The 20,291-nt window shown below is 31.8% G+C and carries 14 protein-coding genes and 20 tRNA genes; 29 read left to right on the top strand and 5 right to left on the bottom strand.

The annotated features are described in order from the left end of the window. Positions 1–151 precede the first annotated feature (151 nt). Positions 152–1,720: a peptide ABC transporter substrate-binding protein gene (locus J2Z44_RS10095; protein ID WP_021281469.1), complete on the top strand. Its 1,569-nt coding sequence runs from the start codon at positions 152–154 to the stop codon at positions 1,718–1,720. Between the two features lie 178 nt (positions 1,721–1,898). On the opposite strand, the gene J2Z44_RS10090 is transcribed toward J2Z44_RS10095, so the two are convergent. Continuing rightward, positions 1,899–3,278 (bottom strand): hypothetical protein, encoded by a 1,380-nt coding sequence (locus J2Z44_RS10090; RefSeq protein WP_209649540.1) that lies wholly within the window; start codon positions 3,276–3,278, stop codon positions 1,899–1,901. A 101-nt stretch (positions 3,279–3,379) separates the two neighbouring features. Between J2Z44_RS10090 and J2Z44_RS10085 the strand changes: the two genes are divergently transcribed. From J2Z44_RS10085 to J2Z44_RS09975, 23 genes are all read left to right on the top strand, one after another. Then, a complete protein-coding gene (locus J2Z44_RS10085) occupies positions 3,380–4,354 on the top strand; it encodes an AIR synthase family protein (RefSeq protein ID WP_021281466.1) in 975 nt (324 codons plus the stop codon). A 117-nt stretch (positions 4,355–4,471) separates the two neighbouring features. Then, positions 4,472–5,071: an XTP/dITP diphosphatase gene (locus J2Z44_RS10080; RefSeq protein WP_209649539.1), complete on the top strand. Its 600-nt coding sequence runs from the start codon at positions 4,472–4,474 to the stop codon at positions 5,069–5,071. Between the two features lie 15 nt (positions 5,072–5,086). Then, the gene (locus J2Z44_RS10075; protein WP_021281464.1) at positions 5,087–5,560 is read left to right on the top strand and encodes a metallophosphoesterase family protein; all 474 of its coding nucleotides are present in this window, start codon (positions 5,087–5,089) and stop codon (positions 5,558–5,560) included. A 411-nt stretch (positions 5,561–5,971) separates the two neighbouring features. Beyond that, positions 5,972–6,047, top strand: a tRNA-Pro gene (locus J2Z44_RS10070). Positions 6,048–6,062: 15 nt separating this feature from the next. Continuing rightward, positions 6,063–6,136, top strand: a tRNA-Gly gene (locus tag J2Z44_RS10065). Between the two features lie 9 nt (positions 6,137–6,145). Then, positions 6,146–6,222 (top strand) — tRNA-Arg (locus J2Z44_RS10060). A 4-nt stretch (positions 6,223–6,226) separates the two neighbouring features. Further along, positions 6,227–6,302 (top strand) — tRNA-His (locus J2Z44_RS10055). Between the two features lie 4 nt (positions 6,303–6,306). Next, positions 6,307–6,381: transfer RNA gene (locus J2Z44_RS10050), tRNA-Gln, on the top strand. 4 nt (positions 6,382–6,385) lie between these two features. Next, positions 6,386–6,461 (top strand) — tRNA-Lys (locus tag J2Z44_RS10045). Between the two features lie 7 nt (positions 6,462–6,468). Beyond that, positions 6,469–6,552 (top strand) — tRNA-Leu (locus J2Z44_RS10040). A 19-nt stretch (positions 6,553–6,571) separates the two neighbouring features. Further along, a tRNA-Gly gene (locus J2Z44_RS10035) sits at positions 6,572–6,646 on the top strand. Between the two features lie 4 nt (positions 6,647–6,650). After that, positions 6,651–6,724, top strand: a tRNA-Gly gene (locus J2Z44_RS10030). Positions 6,725–6,733: 9 nt separating this feature from the next. Beyond that, positions 6,734–6,810: transfer RNA gene (locus J2Z44_RS10025), tRNA-Arg, on the top strand. A gap of 4 nt (positions 6,811–6,814) precedes the next feature. After that, positions 6,815–6,890: transfer RNA gene (locus tag J2Z44_RS10020), tRNA-His, on the top strand. A 4-nt stretch (positions 6,891–6,894) separates the two neighbouring features. Continuing rightward, a tRNA-Gln gene (locus tag J2Z44_RS10015) sits at positions 6,895–6,969 on the top strand. 4 nt (positions 6,970–6,973) lie between these two features. Then, a tRNA-Lys gene (locus J2Z44_RS10010) sits at positions 6,974–7,049 on the top strand. 7 nt (positions 7,050–7,056) lie between these two features. Beyond that, positions 7,057–7,140, top strand: a tRNA-Leu gene (locus J2Z44_RS10005). A gap of 19 nt (positions 7,141–7,159) precedes the next feature. Then, positions 7,160–7,234 (top strand) — tRNA-Gly (locus J2Z44_RS10000). Between the two features lie 4 nt (positions 7,235–7,238). After that, positions 7,239–7,312 (top strand) — tRNA-Gly (locus tag J2Z44_RS09995). A gap of 8 nt (positions 7,313–7,320) precedes the next feature. Then, a tRNA-Arg gene (locus J2Z44_RS09990) sits at positions 7,321–7,397 on the top strand. 9 nt (positions 7,398–7,406) lie between these two features. Beyond that, positions 7,407–7,482 (top strand) — tRNA-Pro (locus J2Z44_RS09985). 15 nt (positions 7,483–7,497) lie between these two features. Beyond that, positions 7,498–7,571, top strand: a tRNA-Gly gene (locus J2Z44_RS09980). A gap of 55 nt (positions 7,572–7,626) precedes the next feature. Next, positions 7,627–7,703: transfer RNA gene (locus J2Z44_RS09975), tRNA-Arg, on the top strand. A gap of 203 nt (positions 7,704–7,906) precedes the next feature. Here the strand turns inward: J2Z44_RS09975 and J2Z44_RS09970 are convergent. The 4 genes from J2Z44_RS09970 to pflB form a co-directional block, all read right to left on the bottom strand. After that, positions 7,907–8,998: an AI-2E family transporter gene (locus tag J2Z44_RS09970; RefSeq protein WP_021282821.1), complete on the bottom strand. Its 1,092-nt coding sequence runs from the start codon at positions 8,996–8,998 to the stop codon at positions 7,907–7,909. Positions 8,999–9,176: 178 nt separating this feature from the next. Further along, positions 9,177–9,626, bottom strand: a complete 450-nt coding sequence (locus J2Z44_RS09965; protein ID WP_021282820.1) for a YbjN domain-containing protein — start codon at positions 9,624–9,626, stop codon at positions 9,177–9,179. 278 nt (positions 9,627–9,904) lie between these two features. Next, positions 9,905–10,654 (bottom strand): pyruvate formate-lyase-activating protein, encoded by a 750-nt coding sequence (gene pflA / locus J2Z44_RS09960; protein WP_021282819.1) that lies wholly within the window; start codon positions 10,652–10,654, stop codon positions 9,905–9,907. Between the two features lie 198 nt (positions 10,655–10,852). Beyond that, positions 10,853–13,081, bottom strand: a complete 2,229-nt coding sequence (gene pflB, locus J2Z44_RS09955; protein ID WP_021282818.1) for a formate C-acetyltransferase — start codon at positions 13,079–13,081, stop codon at positions 10,853–10,855. 694 nt (positions 13,082–13,775) lie between these two features. On the opposite strand from pflB, the gene J2Z44_RS09950 reads away from it, so the two are divergent. From J2Z44_RS09950 to lonB, 5 genes are all read left to right on the top strand, one after another. Further along, a complete protein-coding gene (locus J2Z44_RS09950) occupies positions 13,776–14,582 on the top strand; it encodes a hypothetical protein (protein ID WP_021282817.1) in 807 nt (268 codons plus the stop codon). A 204-nt stretch (positions 14,583–14,786) separates the two neighbouring features. Next, positions 14,787–16,079 (top strand): trigger factor, encoded by a 1,293-nt coding sequence (gene tig, locus J2Z44_RS09945; protein WP_209649538.1) that lies wholly within the window; start codon positions 14,787–14,789, stop codon positions 16,077–16,079. Between the two features lie 136 nt (positions 16,080–16,215). Beyond that, positions 16,216–16,800 carry an ATP-dependent Clp endopeptidase proteolytic subunit ClpP gene (clpP, locus tag J2Z44_RS09940; protein ID WP_021282814.1) on the top strand — a complete coding sequence of 195 codons (585 nt, stop codon included), beginning with the start codon at positions 16,216–16,218 and terminating at the stop codon, positions 16,798–16,800. An 18-nt stretch (positions 16,801–16,818) separates the two neighbouring features. Next, a complete protein-coding gene (gene clpX, locus J2Z44_RS09935; RefSeq protein WP_021282813.1) occupies positions 16,819–18,111 on the top strand; it encodes an ATP-dependent Clp protease ATP-binding subunit ClpX in 1,293 nt (430 codons plus the stop codon). A 219-nt stretch (positions 18,112–18,330) separates the two neighbouring features. Beyond that, the gene (gene lonB / locus J2Z44_RS09930; RefSeq protein WP_209649537.1) at positions 18,331–20,022 is read left to right on the top strand and encodes an ATP-dependent protease LonB; all 1,692 of its coding nucleotides are present in this window, start codon (positions 18,331–18,333) and stop codon (positions 20,020–20,022) included. The last annotated feature ends 269 nt before the right edge of the window (positions 20,023–20,291 follow it).

Below are 20,291 nucleotides of genomic sequence, written 5' to 3'. Positions count from 1 at the left end.
AGACTTCAGTAATTATATTATAGCATAAAATTACATTTTTGTAATAATAAATTTATAAATAAATGATAAGAAAGTTAGATTAATAAAGTAAAAATATGTAAATAATTTTAAGGTATAGGAACTATAATCACTATAGAAATGGGGTGGTACTATGAAAAAGATGTTTTATGCAATTGTTTTGATTGGAATTTTAATATGTTCTATTTCAATTGAGGGAGATCATAAAGAGATTACTTCAAATAATCATATTACCTATAATTTAGGTGAAAGACCAAAGAATTTAATTATGACTGATAGTTATGATGTGAGATCAAAAGACCTTTTAGTAGCTTTATTTCAAGGATTGGTTTCAGAAGATTTTAACGGTGAAATAGTGAAGGGTATAGCTGATGATTATAAAACTTCAGAGGACGGTCTAGAATATACATTTACAATAAGAGAGTCTGCTGCCTATAGTAATGGGGATAAAATTACAGCACAGGATTTTGTGAAATTTTTTAAAAGTTTTATAGATGACAATGAAAATATATATTCAGAACAATTGAATTGCATTTTTGGTGTGCAAGATTATAAGAGAAAAAAGATAAGCTTCGATGGTGTGGCAATAAGGGCAAAGGATAAGAAGACTCTTTCTATAAGGCTTAACAATAAGTGCCCTTATTTTATTAAAATATTAAGTCATCCAGTTTATGCACTTAGGGATTATGATAAGTTAAATAGAGGCTTTGATGAGGATTATTCAAAAATAAGGTTCACAGGACCTTTTGTAATAGATAATATAAATGAAAAGAAACAAGTTATAATCAGTAAGAGCCTTAACTATTATGACAAAAGTCAAGTTACTGATGAAAAAATAAAAATTTCGTTTATTGGAGACAAAGAAAAGGCCTTAGCTTACTTTGAATTAAAGGATGAAAGTGAAGATAGCATACATATCATGATGGATTCACCAATAAATGAATATCAAAGACTAGGAGAGGAAGAAAAAATTAGAAGCTTTCCTAGTAATTCAGTATATTACTTGAATTTTAATAATGATAGTAAGAATCTTGTAGGGGATATAAATTTCAGAAATGCAATAAATTCTATATTATCAAAGGAGTATTATGCACAACAAATTTCTAAAAACTTTGCAATACCTGCAGCTTTTTATGTTCCAAAGAATAGCGCTAATAGAAAAATATTTGATACTTTTGCAAATAAAAATGAAAGTATTGAATACTTAAAGAAGACTAAAATTACAGGGAAAGAAAATTTTATATTAGTTTACGAAGATAACAGTTATAATAAAAGAATAGCAGAAGACTTAGCAAAAAATATACTTCAAGATATAGAAATAAGTGTATCCCCAAAAGGTTATAAGAAAGAAGAGTTAGAAAAAGTGCTAAAGGAAAAGCAATATGATTTATATCTAAATATATTTAATCCACTGTATAGCGACTTACACTTATATTATGATATGTGGTCAAGTAAGTCCTCAAGAAATGTAATTGGGTACAGAAATGAAAAGTATGATGAAGTTATTAAAGCTGCAAAAGAAGAAATAGATGAAAAACAAAGAAATGCTTTATATAGGCAATGCGATGAGATTTTAAGGCAAGATTTGCCGTCAGTACCCATATATTATTTGAATACTATGGTATGTATTAGACCTAATATAACAGGGGTATATGCTACAGCTTTAGGTAATATTAAATTGGAACTTTTAAAAGTTGAATAGCTTTCCAAATAGATAGAAGATTCACCTAAAGTATAGGTAATTCTATACCATAACTAAATAAAAACAACTGTGATTTCGTATTCACAGTTGTTTTACTATAATTTTTAATAAGAGTATCAGTTATGAATTATCAATAGCCATGCTTAACCGTTATATGTCTTAAATTTCACCGTTGAATCTAATTTAAGAACAATATTAAAAAGAAGATAAACATATTCTTTGAAGCATCAAAACTGTGTTTATACTGCTTATATCTTTCCTTTCTTTTATTTAATGTTACATACTTTATAAATATAGGTGCTAATTCATTGCTCTCAGGGCTTGGCATGGAAGGCATTCTAAAATATTCATCTTTTAGAAGATCCTCAGCTTTAGAAGAGAAATTTCTATACCTCTCTACATTATCTAAATCTGGTACCTCAGGCCAACTTAGAATTATTCCAGAATTGATAATTTGGTTTTTGTAGATATTGTGAACCATAGAATAATCTACATCCTTATCCTTATTGCTATCATATTCATTCTGAAGTATTACCATATATAAATAAAGAACTATCTCGTCACAATTAAATTTGTTTTCTTTTTCCTCTATATCCTTTACAAAGATACCTTTATCAGGTTGATATAATTTTTCTAAATTAAAATATATCTTGTTGGCAGTATCTTTAAACTTAGCCATATGAGTTAGGTTATTAAGCATTATACAATTTATATAAGCTAAGCAAGAAATATCTATTTTGTCTTTAATCACTGATGAAGGAATATGCTTTAGATTTTCAACCATTAAGTCAGAGAAATCTAAGAGTAGGGTTTTAGCGTCTTCAAGCTGAGAATATTTATAAAAAATATTAAAAGCAAAGCATACCTTTACAAGTTCATCATGTGGAATATTATATATCTCATTTTTAAATTGTTTGAACATATTCAAGATATCTAAGGCAAAGTTTTTAAACTGATTATCTTCAGAATCTTTATAAAGTGAATATTTATAATAAGCTGCCATCAAGAGACCTTGAGTTGAAAAGCTAAATTTAAGATCTTTATCAGTCAAAGTATATTCCTGACACATAGGATCTGTTGAATCATACTTATCAATAAATACTCCTTCGTTATTTCTGCAATAAATTGCATAAAATTCTAGCTGTTCTCCAACTAGGTTTAAGAGATAATTCCTAAGGGAATATTTTTTTTCATCTACATCAATAAACTTACTGTAGTACTCTATCAGCTCAAGTAGGGACAAGGTCATATAAGCATTGGAGCATATATTTATTTCCTTTTTAAACTTACGATGATTCCAACTGAGCTTACTATTTTCTTTAATTAGTTTTCCATCAGCTTTTCTGTATACACATAGTAGTGGAGAAATATTACTATTTATGATATCATCATTTTTAGGTAAATGTTTAGATTTTAAATCTTCATTTTTAGATATTATTCCACAACCAGAGTGTAATGCTATGTGTCTTATGGATTCTTTAGATAAGTAAAATAATTGACTTTTTATGTTTGTATTATCCAATACATTGATTCTTAAAAAAGGTCCTATATATTTCAACGTAACACCACCAAAATATTAATTATATATAATAATATGATGTAAGGTTTAAAAATGTGCTAAAATCATAAAGAGTTTTTAAAATTATAAGGAGAATTAAAATGCGAGTAGGAAAACTTAATTGGGATGATTTAAAATATGTCATTGATAACCATAGAGGATTAAAAAGAGAAGAAGTTAGAATTAGCAACGGTATAGGAGAGGACTGTGCTGTAGTCAATTATGGTGACTATGAGTGTGTTATTTCAACGGATCCTGTTACAGGAGCAAATGAAAATATAGGTAGAATAGCTGTACATATTAATTGTAATGATATTGCATCGTGCGGTGTTGAGCCAATAGGCATATTAGTAACAATTCTTGCACCTCCAACTGCAACCTTAGAGGAACTGCATAATGTTATGGAAGAAATACATGAAGAAGCTTTAAATCTCAATGTTGAAATAATTGGAGGTCATACTGAAATAACTGAAGCAGTAAACAAGACTATTGTTTCATGTACAGCAATTGGAAAGACAAATAAAAACTCTGCAATATCTACCTCTGGGGCAAAAATAGGGGATGATATAGTGGTTACCAAGGATCTATGTATTGAAGGTACGTCCATACTTATAAATGATTTTCCAAATGAATGTAGGGCAGTATTATCAGAGGAAGAATACAAAGAAGCAAAAGAATATGTGAAAAGTATAAGTGTTGTTAGAGAAGGAATAATTGCTGGACGTGTAGGAGTAAACTCAATGCATGATATAACTGAAGGAGGACTGTTTGGAGCACTTTGGGAATTATCAAAATCAAGTAATGTTGGATTTAAAGTATATGAGCAGCAATTACCTATAACAAACATTACAAAAAAACTATGTAATAGATTTAATTTAGATCCACTTAAGTTCATATCTTCAGGCAGCATGATAATAACTTGTAGTCATGGGGAACAGCTTGTCAAAGAATTTAAAAAAAATGGAATTAAAGGTACTCTTATTGGAAAAATTACTGGTAGTAAAGGTATAGTTATTAAAGATGATATGGAATTAGAAGTAGATCCACCGGAAGCTGATGAATTATTTAACATTTAAGTTTCAACATCATAGGAGGAAATATGCCATTACCTAAGAATATAGAACATATTATTAACTACTCAAAAATATATTTGAGCTTAATAGAAATTTACAAAGTGTACTAGGAGGAAGTTTATGAAAAAATTAATTGTAGCCAGCAACAATAATCACAAAATAGGAGAAATTAAGGAGATGCTAAAGGAATTTCCTTTAGAGGTTATTGGATTAAAAGAAGCTGGAATAAACATAGATGTAGATGAAACAGGAAAATCTTTTATGGAAAATGCTGAAATAAAGGCAAAAGAAATATTTTCAATATCAGAAGGTCAAATGGTTTTAGCTGATGATTCAGGTTTATCAGTAGAAGCACTAAATGGTGAACCAGGGATTTACTCAGCTAGATACAGTGGAGAACATGGTAACGATATTGAAAATAATAAGAAGCTTATTAGAGAGCTGCAAGGAGTACCTTTTGATGAAAGGGCTGCCAAATTCATTTGTGCAATGGTATTAATAGTAGATAAAAATAATGTTATAAAGGTCCAAGGAGAAGTTAATGGTTTTATATTAGAGGAGTATAGGGAAAAGCAAGCTTTTGGGTATGATCCTTTATTTTATGTGCCAGAATTAAAAGAGACTTTTGCAGATGTTTCTTCAGAAATTAAAAATTCTATGAGCCATAGAGGACGTGCCTTGGATATGATAAAAAAAGAATTAAGCAATTATCTAAAATAAAGATGGTGAAGCAAAGTGAAAATAGGTGTTTTAAGTGATTCACATGGTAATGTTACTTCTATAGAAAGAGCTATTAAAGCTTTAGAGGAATGTAACATTATTTATCATTTAGGTGATTATATTAGAGATTTAAAACTGATAAAGGATAGATTAGGTCTACCCATGATAGCAATAAGGGGGAATTGTGATTTACATAGTGAGGGGATAAAAGAAGTTGTGGAAAGAGTTGAAGGAGTAAATATATTTCTGACTCATGGTGATAGGTATGATGTAAAATTCAACTTATTTAAGCTCCGATACAAGGCTATGGAAACAAATAGCTCACTGGTGTTATATGGGCATACTCACATAGGGAAAATTGAGAAAGAAGAGGGGATTTACTACGTAAATCCTGGTAGTGTGGCTGAACCCAGAGGTTCAAGCAAAGCCACAATAGCTATAATAGAAATCAATGAAGGTGTTATAAAGCCTGAATTAGTGGAAATATAACAAAGTTATAAATAGATATTAAAAACCATAAAAGCTCGTTGAGTTTTTATGGTTTTTAAAAAAGAAATTTAAACACTTTTAAAATCGAAATTAGAGCTAAAAAATAAAAAATTAATTCTACATAAAAAAATAAAAAAATCTATAAATATTGAAATAAAAGTTCATGGAATTTATAAAGTGGTATTAATATTTTTCATTAAAACAAAATAAAATGAAAAAAATACATAAAAATGTTTACAGTGGAAACGTAGGAAAATCAAGGGTTTGGACTATGCATCTACAAAAAGATAAAAAAAGTGCAAAAAAAGTTGTGAAAAAGTGTTGACTAATGAAATATATTGTTGTAGAATAACTATTGTCGCTGGGGTTACTAATTAAAACAAAGACAACGACAACAAGTAATAACATTATCGGGGTGTAGCGCAGATGGGAGCGCGCGTGGTTTGGGACCATGAGGTCGCAGGTTCAATCCCTGTCACCCCGACCATTAAGTAAATAACATGCGGGTGTAACTCAATGGTAGAGTGCTAGCCTTCCAAGCTAGTTACGAGGGTTCGATTCCCTTCACCCGCTCCATAAAAAAATGCGTCTTTAGCTCAGCTGGATAGAGCAACGCCCTTCTAAGGCGTGGGCCAGGGGTTCGAATCCCTTAAGACGCACCAAATGGTGGACGTAGTTCAGTTGGTAGAGCACCAGATTGTGGCTCTGGTTGTCGTGGGTTCGAATCCCATCGTTCACCCCAAAATTGGGATATCGCCAAGCGGTAAGGCACCAGACTTTGACTCTGGCATTCGTAGGTTCAAATCCTGCTATCCCAGCCAATATGGTTCACTAGCTCAGTCGGTAGAGCACATGACTTTTAATCATGGTGTCCGGGGTTCGATCCCCCGGTGAGCCACCAGTAATATGCAGATGTGGCGGAATTGGCAGACGCACTAGACTTAGGATCTAGCGCCTACGGCGTGGGGGTTCGACTCCCTTCATCTGCACCATATTACTAAAACAAAATATGCGGGAGTGGCTCAGTGGTAGAGCGTCACCTTGCCAAGGTGAACGTCGCGAGTTCGAATCTCGTCTTCCGCTCCAATATGCGGGTGTAACTCAATGGTAGAGTGCTAGCCTTCCAAGCTAGTTACGAGGGTTCGATTCCCTTCACCCGCTCCATAAAAAAATGCGTCTTTAGCTCAGCTGGATAGAGCAACGCCCTTCTAAGGCGTGGGCCAGGGGTTCGAATCCCTTAAGACGCACCAAATGGTGGACGTAGTTCAGTTGGTAGAGCACCAGATTGTGGCTCTGGTTGTCGTGGGTTCGAATCCCATCGTTCACCCCAAAATTGGGATATCGCCAAGCGGTAAGGCACCAGACTTTGACTCTGGCATTCGTAGGTTCAAATCCTGCTATCCCAGCCAATATGGTTCACTAGCTCAGTCGGTAGAGCACATGACTTTTAATCATGGTGTCCGGGGTTCGATCCCCCGGTGAGCCACCAGTAATATGCAGATGTGGCGGAATTGGCAGACGCACTAGACTTAGGATCTAGCGCCTACGGCGTGGGGGTTCGACTCCCTTCATCTGCACCATATTACTAAAACAAAATATGCGGGAGTGGCTCAGTGGTAGAGCGTCACCTTGCCAAGGTGAACGTCGCGAGTTCGAATCTCGTCTTCCGCTCCAATGTGCGGGTGTAACTCAATGGTAGAGTGCTAGCCTTCCAAGCTAGTTACGAGGGTTCGATTCCCTTCACCCGCTCCATAAAAAATGCGTCTTTAGCTCAGCTGGATAGAGCAACGCCCTTCTAAGGCGTGGGCCAGGGGTTCGAATCCCTTAAGACGCACCAATTAAATATCGGGGTGTAGCGCAGATGGGAGCGCGCGTGGTTTGGGACCATGAGGTCGCAGGTTCAATCCCTGTCACCCCGACCATTAAGTAAATAACATGCGGGTGTAACTCAATGGTAGAGTGCTAGCCTTCCAAGCTAGTTACGAGGGTTCGATTCCCTTCACCCGCTCCATTTATTTTTTTGTAAAAATTAAGAGACCTGATGGTAGATATATGCTTATGGCTATGCACCCATAGCTCATTTGGATAGAGCGCTGGACTTCGAATCCAAAGGTGACAGGTTCGATCCCTGTTGGGTGCACCAACTAGTAACAACATTGAATTTAAAACTATTCTAAAAGAGTAGTACGAAGATTTAATTTATTAATATAAACTATTAGAAATGATAACCGACTACATTTGGTTGTTATTTTTTTGTTTAATATAAACATAATGATGATTAGTAAAATATGTAATCACAAATAAAAAAGAATGAACTCATTATATTTTAATGAGTTCATTCTTTTTTTATTTAGTATCAATATCAATATCAATAGTAGACTTACTTTTACTATTATAATAATCATAGAAGTTTTTGATAATTATTTTTATCATATTATAAATAGGAACTGCTAAAAATGCAGCAAAGAATCCGCCGAAATAGACACTGACAGTAACAACTAGAATTGTAGTAAGTGGATGCATGTGAAGTTGATTCCCAGTGATATTAGGAGTTATAACATTCCCTTCAAGTTGTTGAACAATAACAGTCAAAATAAGTATTTTTACAATCATTCCAAAGCCCATACTAAGAGCTATAAGCAAGGCTGGAAGTATACCAAGTATTACCCCGAGAAAAGGGATGAAAGCGGTTATTAGTGAAAATAAGGCCAATACAAGGGCATTAGGCATTTTAATAATAGCATATCCGATAAACATTAAAATTCCTATTACCGATGCAACCATTACTTGTGATGTGATATATTGCCTTAAAACAGTATCAATTTCGTGTAATATTTTAAGTGTAAAAGATTTTATTCTTAAAGGTAACATAGATGAAAAAGTGTCATAAATTCTTCTGTCATCTTTAAGAATATAAAACATTATTATGGGAATTAACACGGCCTGAGCAAAGAAATTGCCAATAGAACTTGCTACTGCAAAAACGTTTTTACCTATATCAGCAAAGGAATTAGAAATAAAATTTATAGCTCTTTGTATAGCATCATTAATATTAAGATATTCATTTAATTGAGGATATATGTAGCCATATTTAGTATTTAAACTTGATACTGAGTTTGTAAGAGTGTTGACTAAACTTTGTCCCTGTGATGCTATAATTGATGATGCATAGGTAACAATATAAATTAACAATCCAATTATTAAGAGTATAGATAAAGCTGTAGCCCATACACTTGAAAGCTTAAACCTTTCAAGTTGTCTCTTAACTGGTCTTACCATGTAGTAAAGAAATATTGCGAGTACTACAGGGATAAACATGGCGTTTAACACCATCCGAAAGGGAGTAAATACAAAAGGCATCTTGCTTATAAGAAAAATTATAAGTAAGAATAAATTTATTGTAATTAATCCAGGAATTAATTTATCGTCTTTAAACATTGAGTACCTCCTTATGTAATAAAGTTAATCATAATATAAGTATAACCTATATTACCATGGTAAATCAAAGAAAATAGGAAGAATTTTAGCATAAATACAAGTAAATGAAAGATTTATATGGTTATTCAAATTTTATAGTAAAATAAAAAGCTCATATAATTATATGAGCTAAAAGTCTTTATCTTATACGAGCTATGATTCTTGGATACTCTTGTTCAGCAGCTTGGAAAATAACAGCAAGCATTTCAAAGATTAGTTCTGCATCAAAATTATTATTAAATGGTATGCAGATCTTAGAACTTATAACATTATCATCTTCATAAAAGCTTAAATATTTGTATGTTGAATTTAACTCATTAAATAATTTATATAGTAGAGTTTTTTTATTATCATCATTAGGAACGCTTGCTATATGGAAGCAGAATATGTCTGCTAAGGTATCGTCATCTCTAAGAGCAATAACAGCTCTTCTTTCATTTCCGCCACCTAATACATATTTTTCTACTCCATCAATTATTGTTTTTTCAGGAAAAGTAAATATAGTAAAATCTTCGATATTTACTCCTTTATTCATATGAATTCCATGGTCATTGATATATTTTTCAAAAGCAATAGCATTATCTCTCATTTTAAAAGTCCCCCTTAGAAAGTGTAAATAGCTAAATATTGTCGAAATATTTAATTATCAATTATTAATAGTATTATCTCACAAATAAATTTATAAGTAAATAACAAAAGTTATTAGAAAAGTAAAAAATGTACTAAAGATTAGTATATGAAATATAAAATAAAATATTACCAAATTGTGGATAAAACCGTGGACAATGTGGAAAAAAATGGATAGACCTCTCATTGTTAGTAATAATTGAGGTCTATCCAGAGTTTTAATAAATTATAAGATAGATATTAAGATATTCTTGAATTAGTATTAGATATAGAATTAACTTTAGATATTAAATAATACTGAAGTTCTTTAGCTCTTTCTTTATTCATAGGTTCAACACCATCAAGTCTGTACTTAATTCCTAAAGTTTCGTATTTATTAACTCCCAGTACATGGTAAGGCAGTAGTTCAATTTTATCTACATTAGGAATTTCATTATTAATTATATCAGCAATTTTGTCCATATGCTCAGTTGTATCGGTATATCCTGGAACTACTACATGTCTAACCCAAACTCTAGTTTTTGATTTACGCAGAGCTTGGAGAAAAGTATTTACATCTTTAGTGTCTCTTCCAGTTAAAACCACATAACCATCACTATTAATATGCTTTATATCTAAAAGTACTAAGTCAGTATATTTTAAAATTTCATCGTAGTTACCATCACCATAACCTGCAGTATCAATAGCTGTATGGATACCACTAGCTTTGCATAACTTTAGCATTTCTAGTAAAAATTCAGGTTGTACAAGGGGGTCGCCACCAGAGAAGGTAACACCACCACCAGAACGAGAAAAATATGGCTTAAATCTAAGAATTTTTTTCATTAATTCTTCAGGAGTAACTTCCATACCACCATTTAAATTCCAAGTATCAGGATTATGGCAATAGGCACATCTTAACTTACAACCTTGAATAAACACTATTGTTCTTATTCCAGGCCCATCAACTAGTCCCATGCTTTCTATTGAATGTATTCTGCCTTTAATCATATCTTATTCCTCCTTAATTATAGGAATGAAGGTCTCCGTATTTCATTGCATACTGAAATAAAAATAGTTTTTTACTTTAGTATACAATGAAGTTTATAATACAGTAGAAGCACCTGCATTATAACAGGTACTTCTACAATATTCTTAGGATAATCTATTCCCAAACTTCATTATATAATTTAAAAGATTTGTTTTTAATTACATAGTTTCATGGAAGGTTCTGCTTATAACTTCCATTTGTTGAGCTTTAGTTAATCTGTTAAAATTAACAGCATAACCAGAAACTCTTATTGTTAATGTTGGGTATTTTTCTGGATGTTCTACAGCATCTAAAAGCATAGCTCTGTTTAGTACGTTAACATTTAAATGGAAAGCACTTTGTCCGAAATATCCATCCATAATTGATACTAGGTTGTTTATTCTAGTGTCGTCATCTTTTCCAAGAGCATCTGGAACTATAGTAAATGTATTTGAAACTCCATCTTGGCAGTATTCTCTGTATGGAATTTTAGCAACAGAGTTTAATGAAGCTAAAGCTCCGTTTTCATCTCTTCCATGCATTGGGTTAGCTCCTGGTGCAAATGGTTCTCCATCTTTTCTTCCGTCTGGAGTAGAACCAGTTTTCTTACCATATACAACGTTAGAAGTAATTGTTAGTATTGATAATGAATGCTCTGCATTTCTGTATAATGGATGTTTTTTAAGCTCGTCAGAGAATTTCTTAACAACTTCTACAGCTATATCGTCAACTCTATCATCATCATTACCGTATTTAGGGAAGTCACCTTCAATTTTGAAATCAATAGCAATTCCTTGCTCATTTCTAATTGGAGTAACTTTAGCATATCTAATAGCACTTAAAGAGTCAGCAACAACTGATAATCCAGCTGCTCCAAAGGCCATGAATCTCTTAATCTTTGTGTCGTGTAGAGCCATTTGACCAGCTTCATAAGCATACTTATCGTGCATGTAGTGAATTGTATTCATTGTGTTAGCATATAACTCAGCTACATACTCAAGAACTTTCCAGTAATTAGCTTTAACTGCTTTATAGTCAAGAACTTCATCAGTGATTGGAGAAACAACATTACAAACTTTTTTGAAAGTTTTCTCATCTACTCCGCCATTTATAGCATAAAGTAATGATTTAGCAAGGTTAGCTCTTGCACCGAAGAACTGCATTCTCTTTCCAAGTTCCATAGCTGATACGCAACAAGCTATACCATAGTCATCCCCGTAAACAGGTCTCATAACGTCATCATTTTCATATTGAATTGAGTCTGTTAATATCGACATTTTAGCACAATATTTTTTGAAGTTTTCTGGTAATTTTTCTGACCAAAGAACTGTCATGTTTGGTTCTGGTGCTGGGTTTAAATTAACTAGAGTGTGTAAGAATCTGAAAGAAGTCTTAGTTACAAGTGGTTTACCATTTATGCTAACACCACCTAAGCACTCAGTTATCCAGTTAGGGTCTCCAGCGAATAAATCATTGTACTCTGGAGTTCTTAAATGTCTAGCAAGTCTTAGTTTAATTACGAATTGATCAATCATTTCTTGAGCTTCAACTTCAGTAATCACACCATTTTGAAGATCTCTTTCAATATATATATCAAGGAAAGTAGTAACTCTTCCTAGAGACATTGCTGCTCCGTTATTTTCTTTTATTGCAGCTAAGTATCCAAAGTATAAGAACTGAACAGCTTCTCTTGCGCATGAAGCTGGATTAGAAATATCTACACCATAAGATGCAGCCATAGCTTTAATTTCACCTAAAGCTCTTATTTGTTCAGATAATTCTTCTCTTAGTCTAATCATTTCATCAGTTGTATGACCAGTTAAGTTTTTAGCATCTTGCTTTTTCATTTCTACTAGGTAGTCAATTCCGTATAGAGCAAGTCTTCTATAATCACCTATAATTCTTCCTCTACCATAAGCATCTGGAAGACCAGTGATTAATCCTGCGCTTCTAGCAGCTTTCATATCACTTGTGTAAGCATCGAATACGCCTTGGTTGTGAGTTTTTCTGTATTTACTGAAGTATTTATCTATTTCTGGATTTATTTTATAGCCGTAAGCTTCTAAAGAGCCCTGTACCATTCTGTAACCACCAAATGGATTAACAATTCTTTTTAATGGGGCATCTGTTTGAAGTCCAACAATTACCTCATTATCTTTGTCAATGTAACCAGCTGCATAATTGTTAATGCCTGAAACCTCATTAACTTCAACGTCTATTATTCCTTTTTTGATTTCTTCTAATATTAATGCATGAGCTTTTTCCCATACCTTTGAAGTTTTTTCAGATTTACCAACTAGGAAACTGTCATCTCCCTCATATAAGCTGTAGTTCTTTTGAATAAATTCTCTTACATCGATTTGTTCTTGCCAAAGTTCGCCTTTGAAGCTTTCCCATTGTTTAAACATTTGTGTTCCTCCTATGCAATAAAGTTTAATAATAAATATCTGTTAATAATTATTATTATAACCTATTTATGTAAACAAGTAAAGTAGTTTATATAACAGTTTACTTGTTAAATATAACAGATTGTGATCAATAAAACATAAAATATAGTTGTTATAATTAATTTATTAGCTAAGATCATCTGTCTGTTATAATTGTATAACTGAAACAGTTTTCTTTCAAGTACTTTTTTGCGATTCATTAGAATTCAGAAAATTTAGAGATGTTTATTCACTAATTATTAATAAAACTAAAACACATAAATGAAGGCTATAACTTTGAAACAAGCAGAAATTAGAGTGGAAACCAGATTAATATGTGTGTTTAAAAAAAATTATGAAGTATATAATTCAAAACATATTAATTTTCAATTACCTTTGTAATAAAATAGTACAGTTTTTATAAACTATGATACAGAAATGTTACAGTATGACTCTGTATAAATAAATTTATAATATGGTAAATTAATGGTGAAACTTAAATTAAACACTAGATTTTAGTAACAATATGCTAAAAAAATACTAATATTTCTAATTATGAGTTATAATAAGTTTGATTACCTATTGTTAAAATGTTACTATATTAATGGTATCACAGACAAATTAAGGTTTTAATATATAGATATTATTACTATTTAATAAAATGGAGGGATTTCTTGTGCGTAGAAAACCTAGTATGTTTAGCAGAAACTATAGAAACCAACTGAGAAAAAGAAGAATAAGATATGCTACTGTAATATCTGTTATAATAGTGTTGCTTTTAGTTGGGTTATTTAGCGGCAAAATAATGGGGGGAGTTTCTAATATTAAAGCTTCCTTAACCAATATATTTTCTAAGGAGACTAGCAAGGATGAGTCAATAATAGAGAATGTAGAGGAAAATAAGGTAAATGAGAATTCTTCTGATGCAGATGTTGAAGTTAAACCAGCAGTTGAAGAAGAACAATTTTCTTTAACTTTAAACGAAAATGAAAATATAAACATCATATATGCAATTAATAATGATAAAAAAGAAATTAAGCAAGTAAAGGGAAGTGGAAATATCATTTACAATATATCTCCTTCAAAAGAGAAAGTAGTTATTTTGAATAATACTACACAAGATATATATATTGCAGATTTAAATAAAAACTTAACAAATCTATCAAAAACAGAATATATTTCAACTAAAAAAGAAGTTTTTAAGAAAGAAACAATAATGAAGCAATTCAAGAACTATGTGTGGGCTGAAAAACCAACCTTTATTGATGATACACACATTGCGTATAGTAGTAATTTGCCATGGATAAACGATAGTGGAACAAAATATTTATGGATTATTGACACTGCTACAGGTCAACACAAAAGTAATACTAAGGTAAAAGGGAATGATTTTCAGTTCGCAGATATCAATGCTAAAGGATTAACATTAATAATAGACAATACTACTATGTACATTGATAATAATGGTAATATAGTTATGTAATTTTAAACTTTGAAAAAAACTTGTAAATATGGATAAAGTTATTGTATAATTTATGGAGTATATTTACTGTACAGATGTAAATTATTTAAGTTAATAGTATAAATTGCATATTTTTCAATAAAATAGTCATTGTTCTATTTAATTTATGTAATTTATGTTATAATGTTAAAATGAATATTAGTCAGTTATTAGGAGGAAGAAATAATGAACGTTAAAATGGAGAAATTAGAGAACAACGTTGTAAAGTTTGAAGTAACAGTTGAAGCAGAAAAATTTAATGAGGCTTTAAAAAAATCTTATGCTAAAAATGCAAATAGATTTAATATACCAGGGTTCAGAAAAGGAAAAGCTCCAATGCATATAGTAAAAAAATACTATGGTGAAGGAGCATTATATGAGGATGCTATAAACTTTATATATGAAACTACATACCCACAAGTGTTAGTAGAAAACAACATCAATCCTGTAGACTATCCATCAATAGATGTAGTTGAAATTGGAGAAGGCAAAGATTTTGTTTATACAGCTACTGTACCAGTAATGCCAGAGGTAGAGCTTGGAGAGTATAAAGGAGTAGAGGTTAAGAAAGAGACTTATTCAGTATCAGATGAAGATGTTGAAAATAGATTAAAAGAATTACAAACTCAAAATGCAAGAGTTGAAAATAAAGAAGAAGGCGCTGTTGAAAATGGCGACATAGCTGTAATAGACTTTAAAGGATTTATTGATGAAGTTGCTTTTGAAGGTGGAGAAGGTCAAGATTATGAATTAGAAATTGGTTCAGGAACTTTCATTGATACTTTTGAAGAACAATTAGTTGGTTTAAAGGTTGGGGAATCTAAAGATGTTAATGTTAAATTCCCAGAGCAATATGGAAGAGAAGAGCTTAACGGAAAGCCAGCAAAATTTGAAGTTACCATCAAAGCTATAAAGAAAAAAGAATTACCAGCTATAGATGATGCATTTGCTAGCGAAGTTTCAGAATTTGAAACACTAGAAGAATTAAGAAATGACATAAAAGAAAAAATTCAATCAGCTAATGATTTAAAAGCAACAACTGAATTTGAAAATGCAGTTGTTGAAAAAGTTGTTTCCAATGCAAAAGTGGATATTCCACAAGCTATGGTAAATAGAGAGCTTGACGGAATGGTTCAGGACTTAGAAATGAGACTAAAATATCAAGGCCTTGATTTACAAACTTATTACAAGTTTACAAACACTACTGAAGAGAAGTTTAGAGAGCAAATGCAAGATGTTGCTGCTAATAAAGTAAAAACTGATTTAGTAATTGGAAAAATTGCTGCTGCAGAAAATATAGCTGTATCACAAGAAGAAATCAATAATAAAGCTAAAGAAATAGCTGCTGCTTATTCCAATGGCGAAGAGGTAGAAAAAACTGCTGAACGTTTAGCAAAAGTACAAAGAGATTACCTTGAAGTTGAGATAATCAATGAAAAGGTTAAAGAGTTTATATTAGAGAATAGCAAATCCTTATAATAACTCTCATATAGTAAACATTAATTAATTGCCAGTACATGCTGGCAATTAATTTTAAATAAATAAGGTTAAAAAAGTATAATAAGGATAAAATTTAACTATAACTTAATTTTTATTGCATTGAGGAGGGTATTTTATGAGTTTAGTTCCAATGGTAGTAGAGCAAACTGGAAAAGGTGAAAGATCTTATGATATTTATTCAAGGCTTTTAAAAGAAAGAATAATTTTCTTAGGAGATGAAGTTAATGATACAACTGCTAGCTTAGTGGTTGCACAACTTCTATTTTTAGAATCAGAGGATCCAGACAAAGATATTTACTTATATATAAATAGCCCTGGTGGTTCAATTACATCAGGAATGGCAATATATGATACTATGAATTATATAAAACCAGATGTATCAACCATTTGTATAGGTATGGCAGCATCTATGGGAGCTTTCTTATTAGCGTCTGGAGCAAAAGGAAAAAGATTTGCATTACCTAATAGTGAAATAATGATTCACCAACCATTAGGTGGTTTTAAAGGTCAAGCGACTGATATCGATATTCATGCAAAAAGAATTTTGAAAACAAAAGAAACACTTAATAGAATTTTAAGTGAAAGAACAGGTCAGCCAATTGAGAAAATCAATAATGATGTAGAGAGAGATTATTTTATGTCAGCAGAAGAAGCTAAAGAATATGGATTAATTGATGAGGTAATTGATAAGAAGAAATAGCTTTAAAGGGGTGTCGGCATGCCAAGAAATGATGAAAAGAAAAAGTTTAAATGTTCCTTCTGTGGTAAAAGTGAGGAACAAGTAAGAAGACTTATTGCAGGACCTGGGGTATACATTTGTGACGAGTGTATAGAGCTTTGCTCTGAAATTATCATTGATGAGCGTGAGGGAGACGTGCAAATTGACATGGATGCACTACCAAAGCCAGAAGAAATTAAAAAGTATCTAGATCAATATGTAGTTGGTCAAAATGACTCAAAAAAATCTCTTGCTGTGGCAGTGTATAATCACTATAAAAGAATAAATTCTCCTATAACTGATGGAGATGTAGAATTACAAAAAAGTAATATATTATTATTAGGTCCTACAGGTTCAGGTAAAACGCTTCTAGCACAAACACTAGCTAAAATGCTTAATGTGCCATTTGCCATTGCAGATGCGACTACATTAACAGAGGCTGGCTATGTAGGTGAAGATGTAGAGAATATACTTCTAAAATTGATTCAAAACTCTGACTATGATGTTGAAAGAGCTGAAAAGGGAATAATATATATCGATGAAATTGATAAGATTGCAAGAAAATCAGAGAATCCATCAATTACAAGAGATGTATCTGGGGAAGGTGTGCAACAAGCATTGCTTAAAATTCTTGAAGGAACTGTGGCATCAGTACCACCTCAAGGAGGAAGGAAGCACCCACATCAAGAGTTTATTCAAATAAATACATCTAATATATTATTTATTTGTGGAGGAGCTTTTGATGGCCTTGAAAAGATTATAACAAAAAGAACTCAGAAGTCATCTATTGGATTTGGAGCAGAAGTGCAATCTAAAGAAAATAAAGATGTAGGGGCGTTATTAAAGCAAATTATGCCAGGTGATTTACTAAAGTTTGGCTTGATTCCAGAGTTTGTAGGAAGGTTACCAATAATTGTAACTTTGGAAGCTCTTGATGAAGAAGCTCTAGTGAGTATATTAAGAGAGCCTAAGAATGCTTTAATAAAACAATACATGAAGCTTTTAGAAATGGATGATGTTCACCTAGAATTTGATGAAAGTGCTCTTAAAGCAATTGCTAAAGAAGCTATGAAGAGAAACACAGGTGCAAGAGGTCTAAGAGCAATTATTGAAGAAATGATGAAAGATATCATGTTTGAAGTGCCTTCAAGAGAAGAAATTGAAAAGGTTATAATTCATGAAGATACATTAGTTTCTAAAAAGCCTGAATATGTCATAGCGAAGGATGGTAAAAGACAGCCTCTTAAAATTGAAAGCAAGAGTAGGGGCAAAAGAGGATCTGAACCAGCTTAAAAATTGAGTAAAATCTTTAGAATATTTTCTAAGGATATGTAAAAATAGCAAGATTTGTCTTGCTATTTTTTTTGTATTAAAACATAATATGATAATTACAATATTTTCTATAATTTAGAATATAAATCCACTTAAATGTAAAGAATAGAAATACAAGAGTAAATTAAATAACATAAAGGGAGGGAAGTTAGTTTAATATGGTATTAAACTAAAATATTTATGGGATCAGCAACAGTAATAATTATGTTAATTCAACTGTTTTTTACAGTGGTAATAGGCTTATACTTTTTTAATGCCTTGAAAGGACAACAAAGTTCTAAAGTAGTTATTAATAAAGAAAATGCAAAGGAAATTGAAAATTTAAGAAGATTAAAAAGTATTGCTCTTTCAGAACCTTTAACAGAAAAAAGCAGGCCATCAAAGTTTGAAGATATAATAGGTCAAGAAAAGGGTATTAAAGCATTACAAGCTGCTATTTGTGGACCTAACCCACAGCATGTTATAATTTACGGGCCACCAGGGGTTGGAAAAACTGCTGCTGCAAGATTAGTTTTAGAAGATGCAAAGAGAAGACTTACATCTCCTTTTGGTCAGCAAGCTAAATTTGTAGAAATAGATGCTACAACTATTAGATTTGATGAGCGTGGAATAGCTGACCCACTAATAGGCTCTGTTCATGATCCAATATATCAAGGTGCAGGGCCCTTAGGAGTTGCTGGGGTACCACAACCAAAACCAGGCGCTGTTACAAAGGCACACGGAGGAGTTTTATTTATTGATGAAATAGGTGAGCTTCATCCAATTGAAATGAATAAGTTATTAAAGGTATTAGAAGATAGAAAAGTTTTTTTAGATAGTGCTTACTATAACTCGGAAGATCCTAATATGCCATCATATATTAAAGAAATATTTGATGAAGGGTTACCTGCTGATTTTAGACTTATAGGAGCGACAACAAGAAGTCCAGAAGAAATTATACCAGCCATAAGATCAAGATGTGTTGAGATATTCTTCAGAGGATTACAACCGGAAGAAATTGAAGTTATTGCAAGAAAAGCCATGAGTAAAATTGGATTAATTCTTGAAGAAAAAGCCGCTGAAATTGTTGGAAAGTATGCTACAAATGGTAGAGATGCAGTAAATCTTATTCAATTAGCTTCAGGCATTGCAATAAACGAAGAAAGAACAACAGTTACCGTTAGCGATATAGAGTGGGTAATTGAAAATGGTCAATATTCACCAAGGCCAGATAAAAAGATAAATGAAAGACCACAAATTGGTTATGTTAATGGATTAGCTGTGTATGGAGCCAACATGGGAGCCGTAATGGAAATAGAGGCAAGTGCTATGAAATCTAAGAATAAGGATGGAGAAGTAAGAATTACTGGTATAGTAGAAGAAGAAGAAATCAGTGGAGGTAATAAAAAAATGAGGAGAAAAAGTACTGCAAAATGCTCTACTGAAAATGTAATTACTGTCCTAGAAAAGTTTTACAACCTAGACACAAAAGGATATGATATACATATAAATTTTCCAGGGGGTGCTCCTGTGGATGGACCTTCTGCAGGAATTGCCATAACCACTGCAGTATATAGCGCTATAACGGGAAAATGCGTAGATAATAATATTGCAATGACAGGAGAAATATCAATTCATGGATTGGTAAAACCAGTAGGAGGGGTAAATGCAAAGGTTCAAGCAGCAAAAAAGGCTGGTGCAACTAAAGTGCTTATTCCAAAGGATAACTGGCAAGATAGTTTCGCAGCCTTAGAAGGAGTTAAAATAATACCTGTGTCATCAATAAAAGAAGTTATAGAAGAAGCAATAATGGATGAACAAATTTTCCATATAACTGTTGAAAATATTGAACAAAAGGTAGATATTTTATCTGCGACTTCTCTTGATGCTTAGATGAAACTTCTTAATTGATTTTAACTTAGGTTTACATAACTAAAGTATCCAATAGATATGAGATATAGAGATATTTTTAATAATATAGTTTAAGAGTTTAGTGCATTATTTTAATGAAATCATGTACTAAACTCTATTTTTATATTATCAGTTAATATTGTCTACAATATAAGTAGAGATATTAGAGATGAATATAATTTAATCATGGGAGTTATTGGTGAAAAAATAACAAATTAAACCAATATAATTGAAAAAAATATCTTTTATAT

The sequence above is a fragment of the Clostridium punense genome (assembly GCF_017874425.1).
Taxonomy (GTDB): Bacteria; Bacillota; Clostridia; order Clostridiales; family Clostridiaceae; genus Clostridium_J; species Clostridium_J punense.
This window is presented reverse-complemented; position numbering and strand designations above follow the sequence as displayed.

Bases quoted from the DNA above. Each gene is read 5' to 3' on its own strand.
- J2Z44_RS10080 (WP_209649539.1), top strand. From the start codon at position 4,472: ATGAAAAAATTAATTGTAGCCAGCAACAATAATCACAAAATAGGAGAA.
- pflB (WP_021282818.1), bottom strand. From the start codon at position 13,081: ATGTTTAAACAATGGGAAAGCTTCAAAGGCGAACTTTGGCAAGAACAA.
- clpP (WP_021282814.1), top strand. From the start codon at position 16,216: ATGAGTTTAGTTCCAATGGTAGTAGAGCAAACTGGAAAAGGTGAAAGA.
- lonB (WP_209649537.1), top strand. From the start codon at position 18,331: ATGGGATCAGCAACAGTAATAATTATGTTAATTCAACTGTTTTTTACA.
- pflA (WP_021282819.1), bottom strand. From the start codon at position 10,654: ATGATTAAAGGCAGAATACATTCAATAGAAAGCATGGGACTAGTTGAT.
- J2Z44_RS09970 (WP_021282821.1), bottom strand. From the start codon at position 8,998: ATGTTTAAAGACGATAAATTAATTCCTGGATTAATTACAATAAATTTA.
- J2Z44_RS10085 (WP_021281466.1), top strand. From the start codon at position 3,380: ATGCGAGTAGGAAAACTTAATTGGGATGATTTAAAATATGTCATTGAT.
- clpX (WP_021282813.1), top strand. From the start codon at position 16,819: ATGCCAAGAAATGATGAAAAGAAAAAGTTTAAATGTTCCTTCTGTGGT.
- J2Z44_RS09965 (WP_021282820.1), bottom strand. From the start codon at position 9,626: ATGAGAGATAATGCTATTGCTTTTGAAAAATATATCAATGACCATGGA.
- tig (WP_209649538.1), top strand. From the start codon at position 14,787: ATGAACGTTAAAATGGAGAAATTAGAGAACAACGTTGTAAAGTTTGAA.
- J2Z44_RS10095 (WP_021281469.1), top strand. From the start codon at position 152: ATGAAAAAGATGTTTTATGCAATTGTTTTGATTGGAATTTTAATATGT.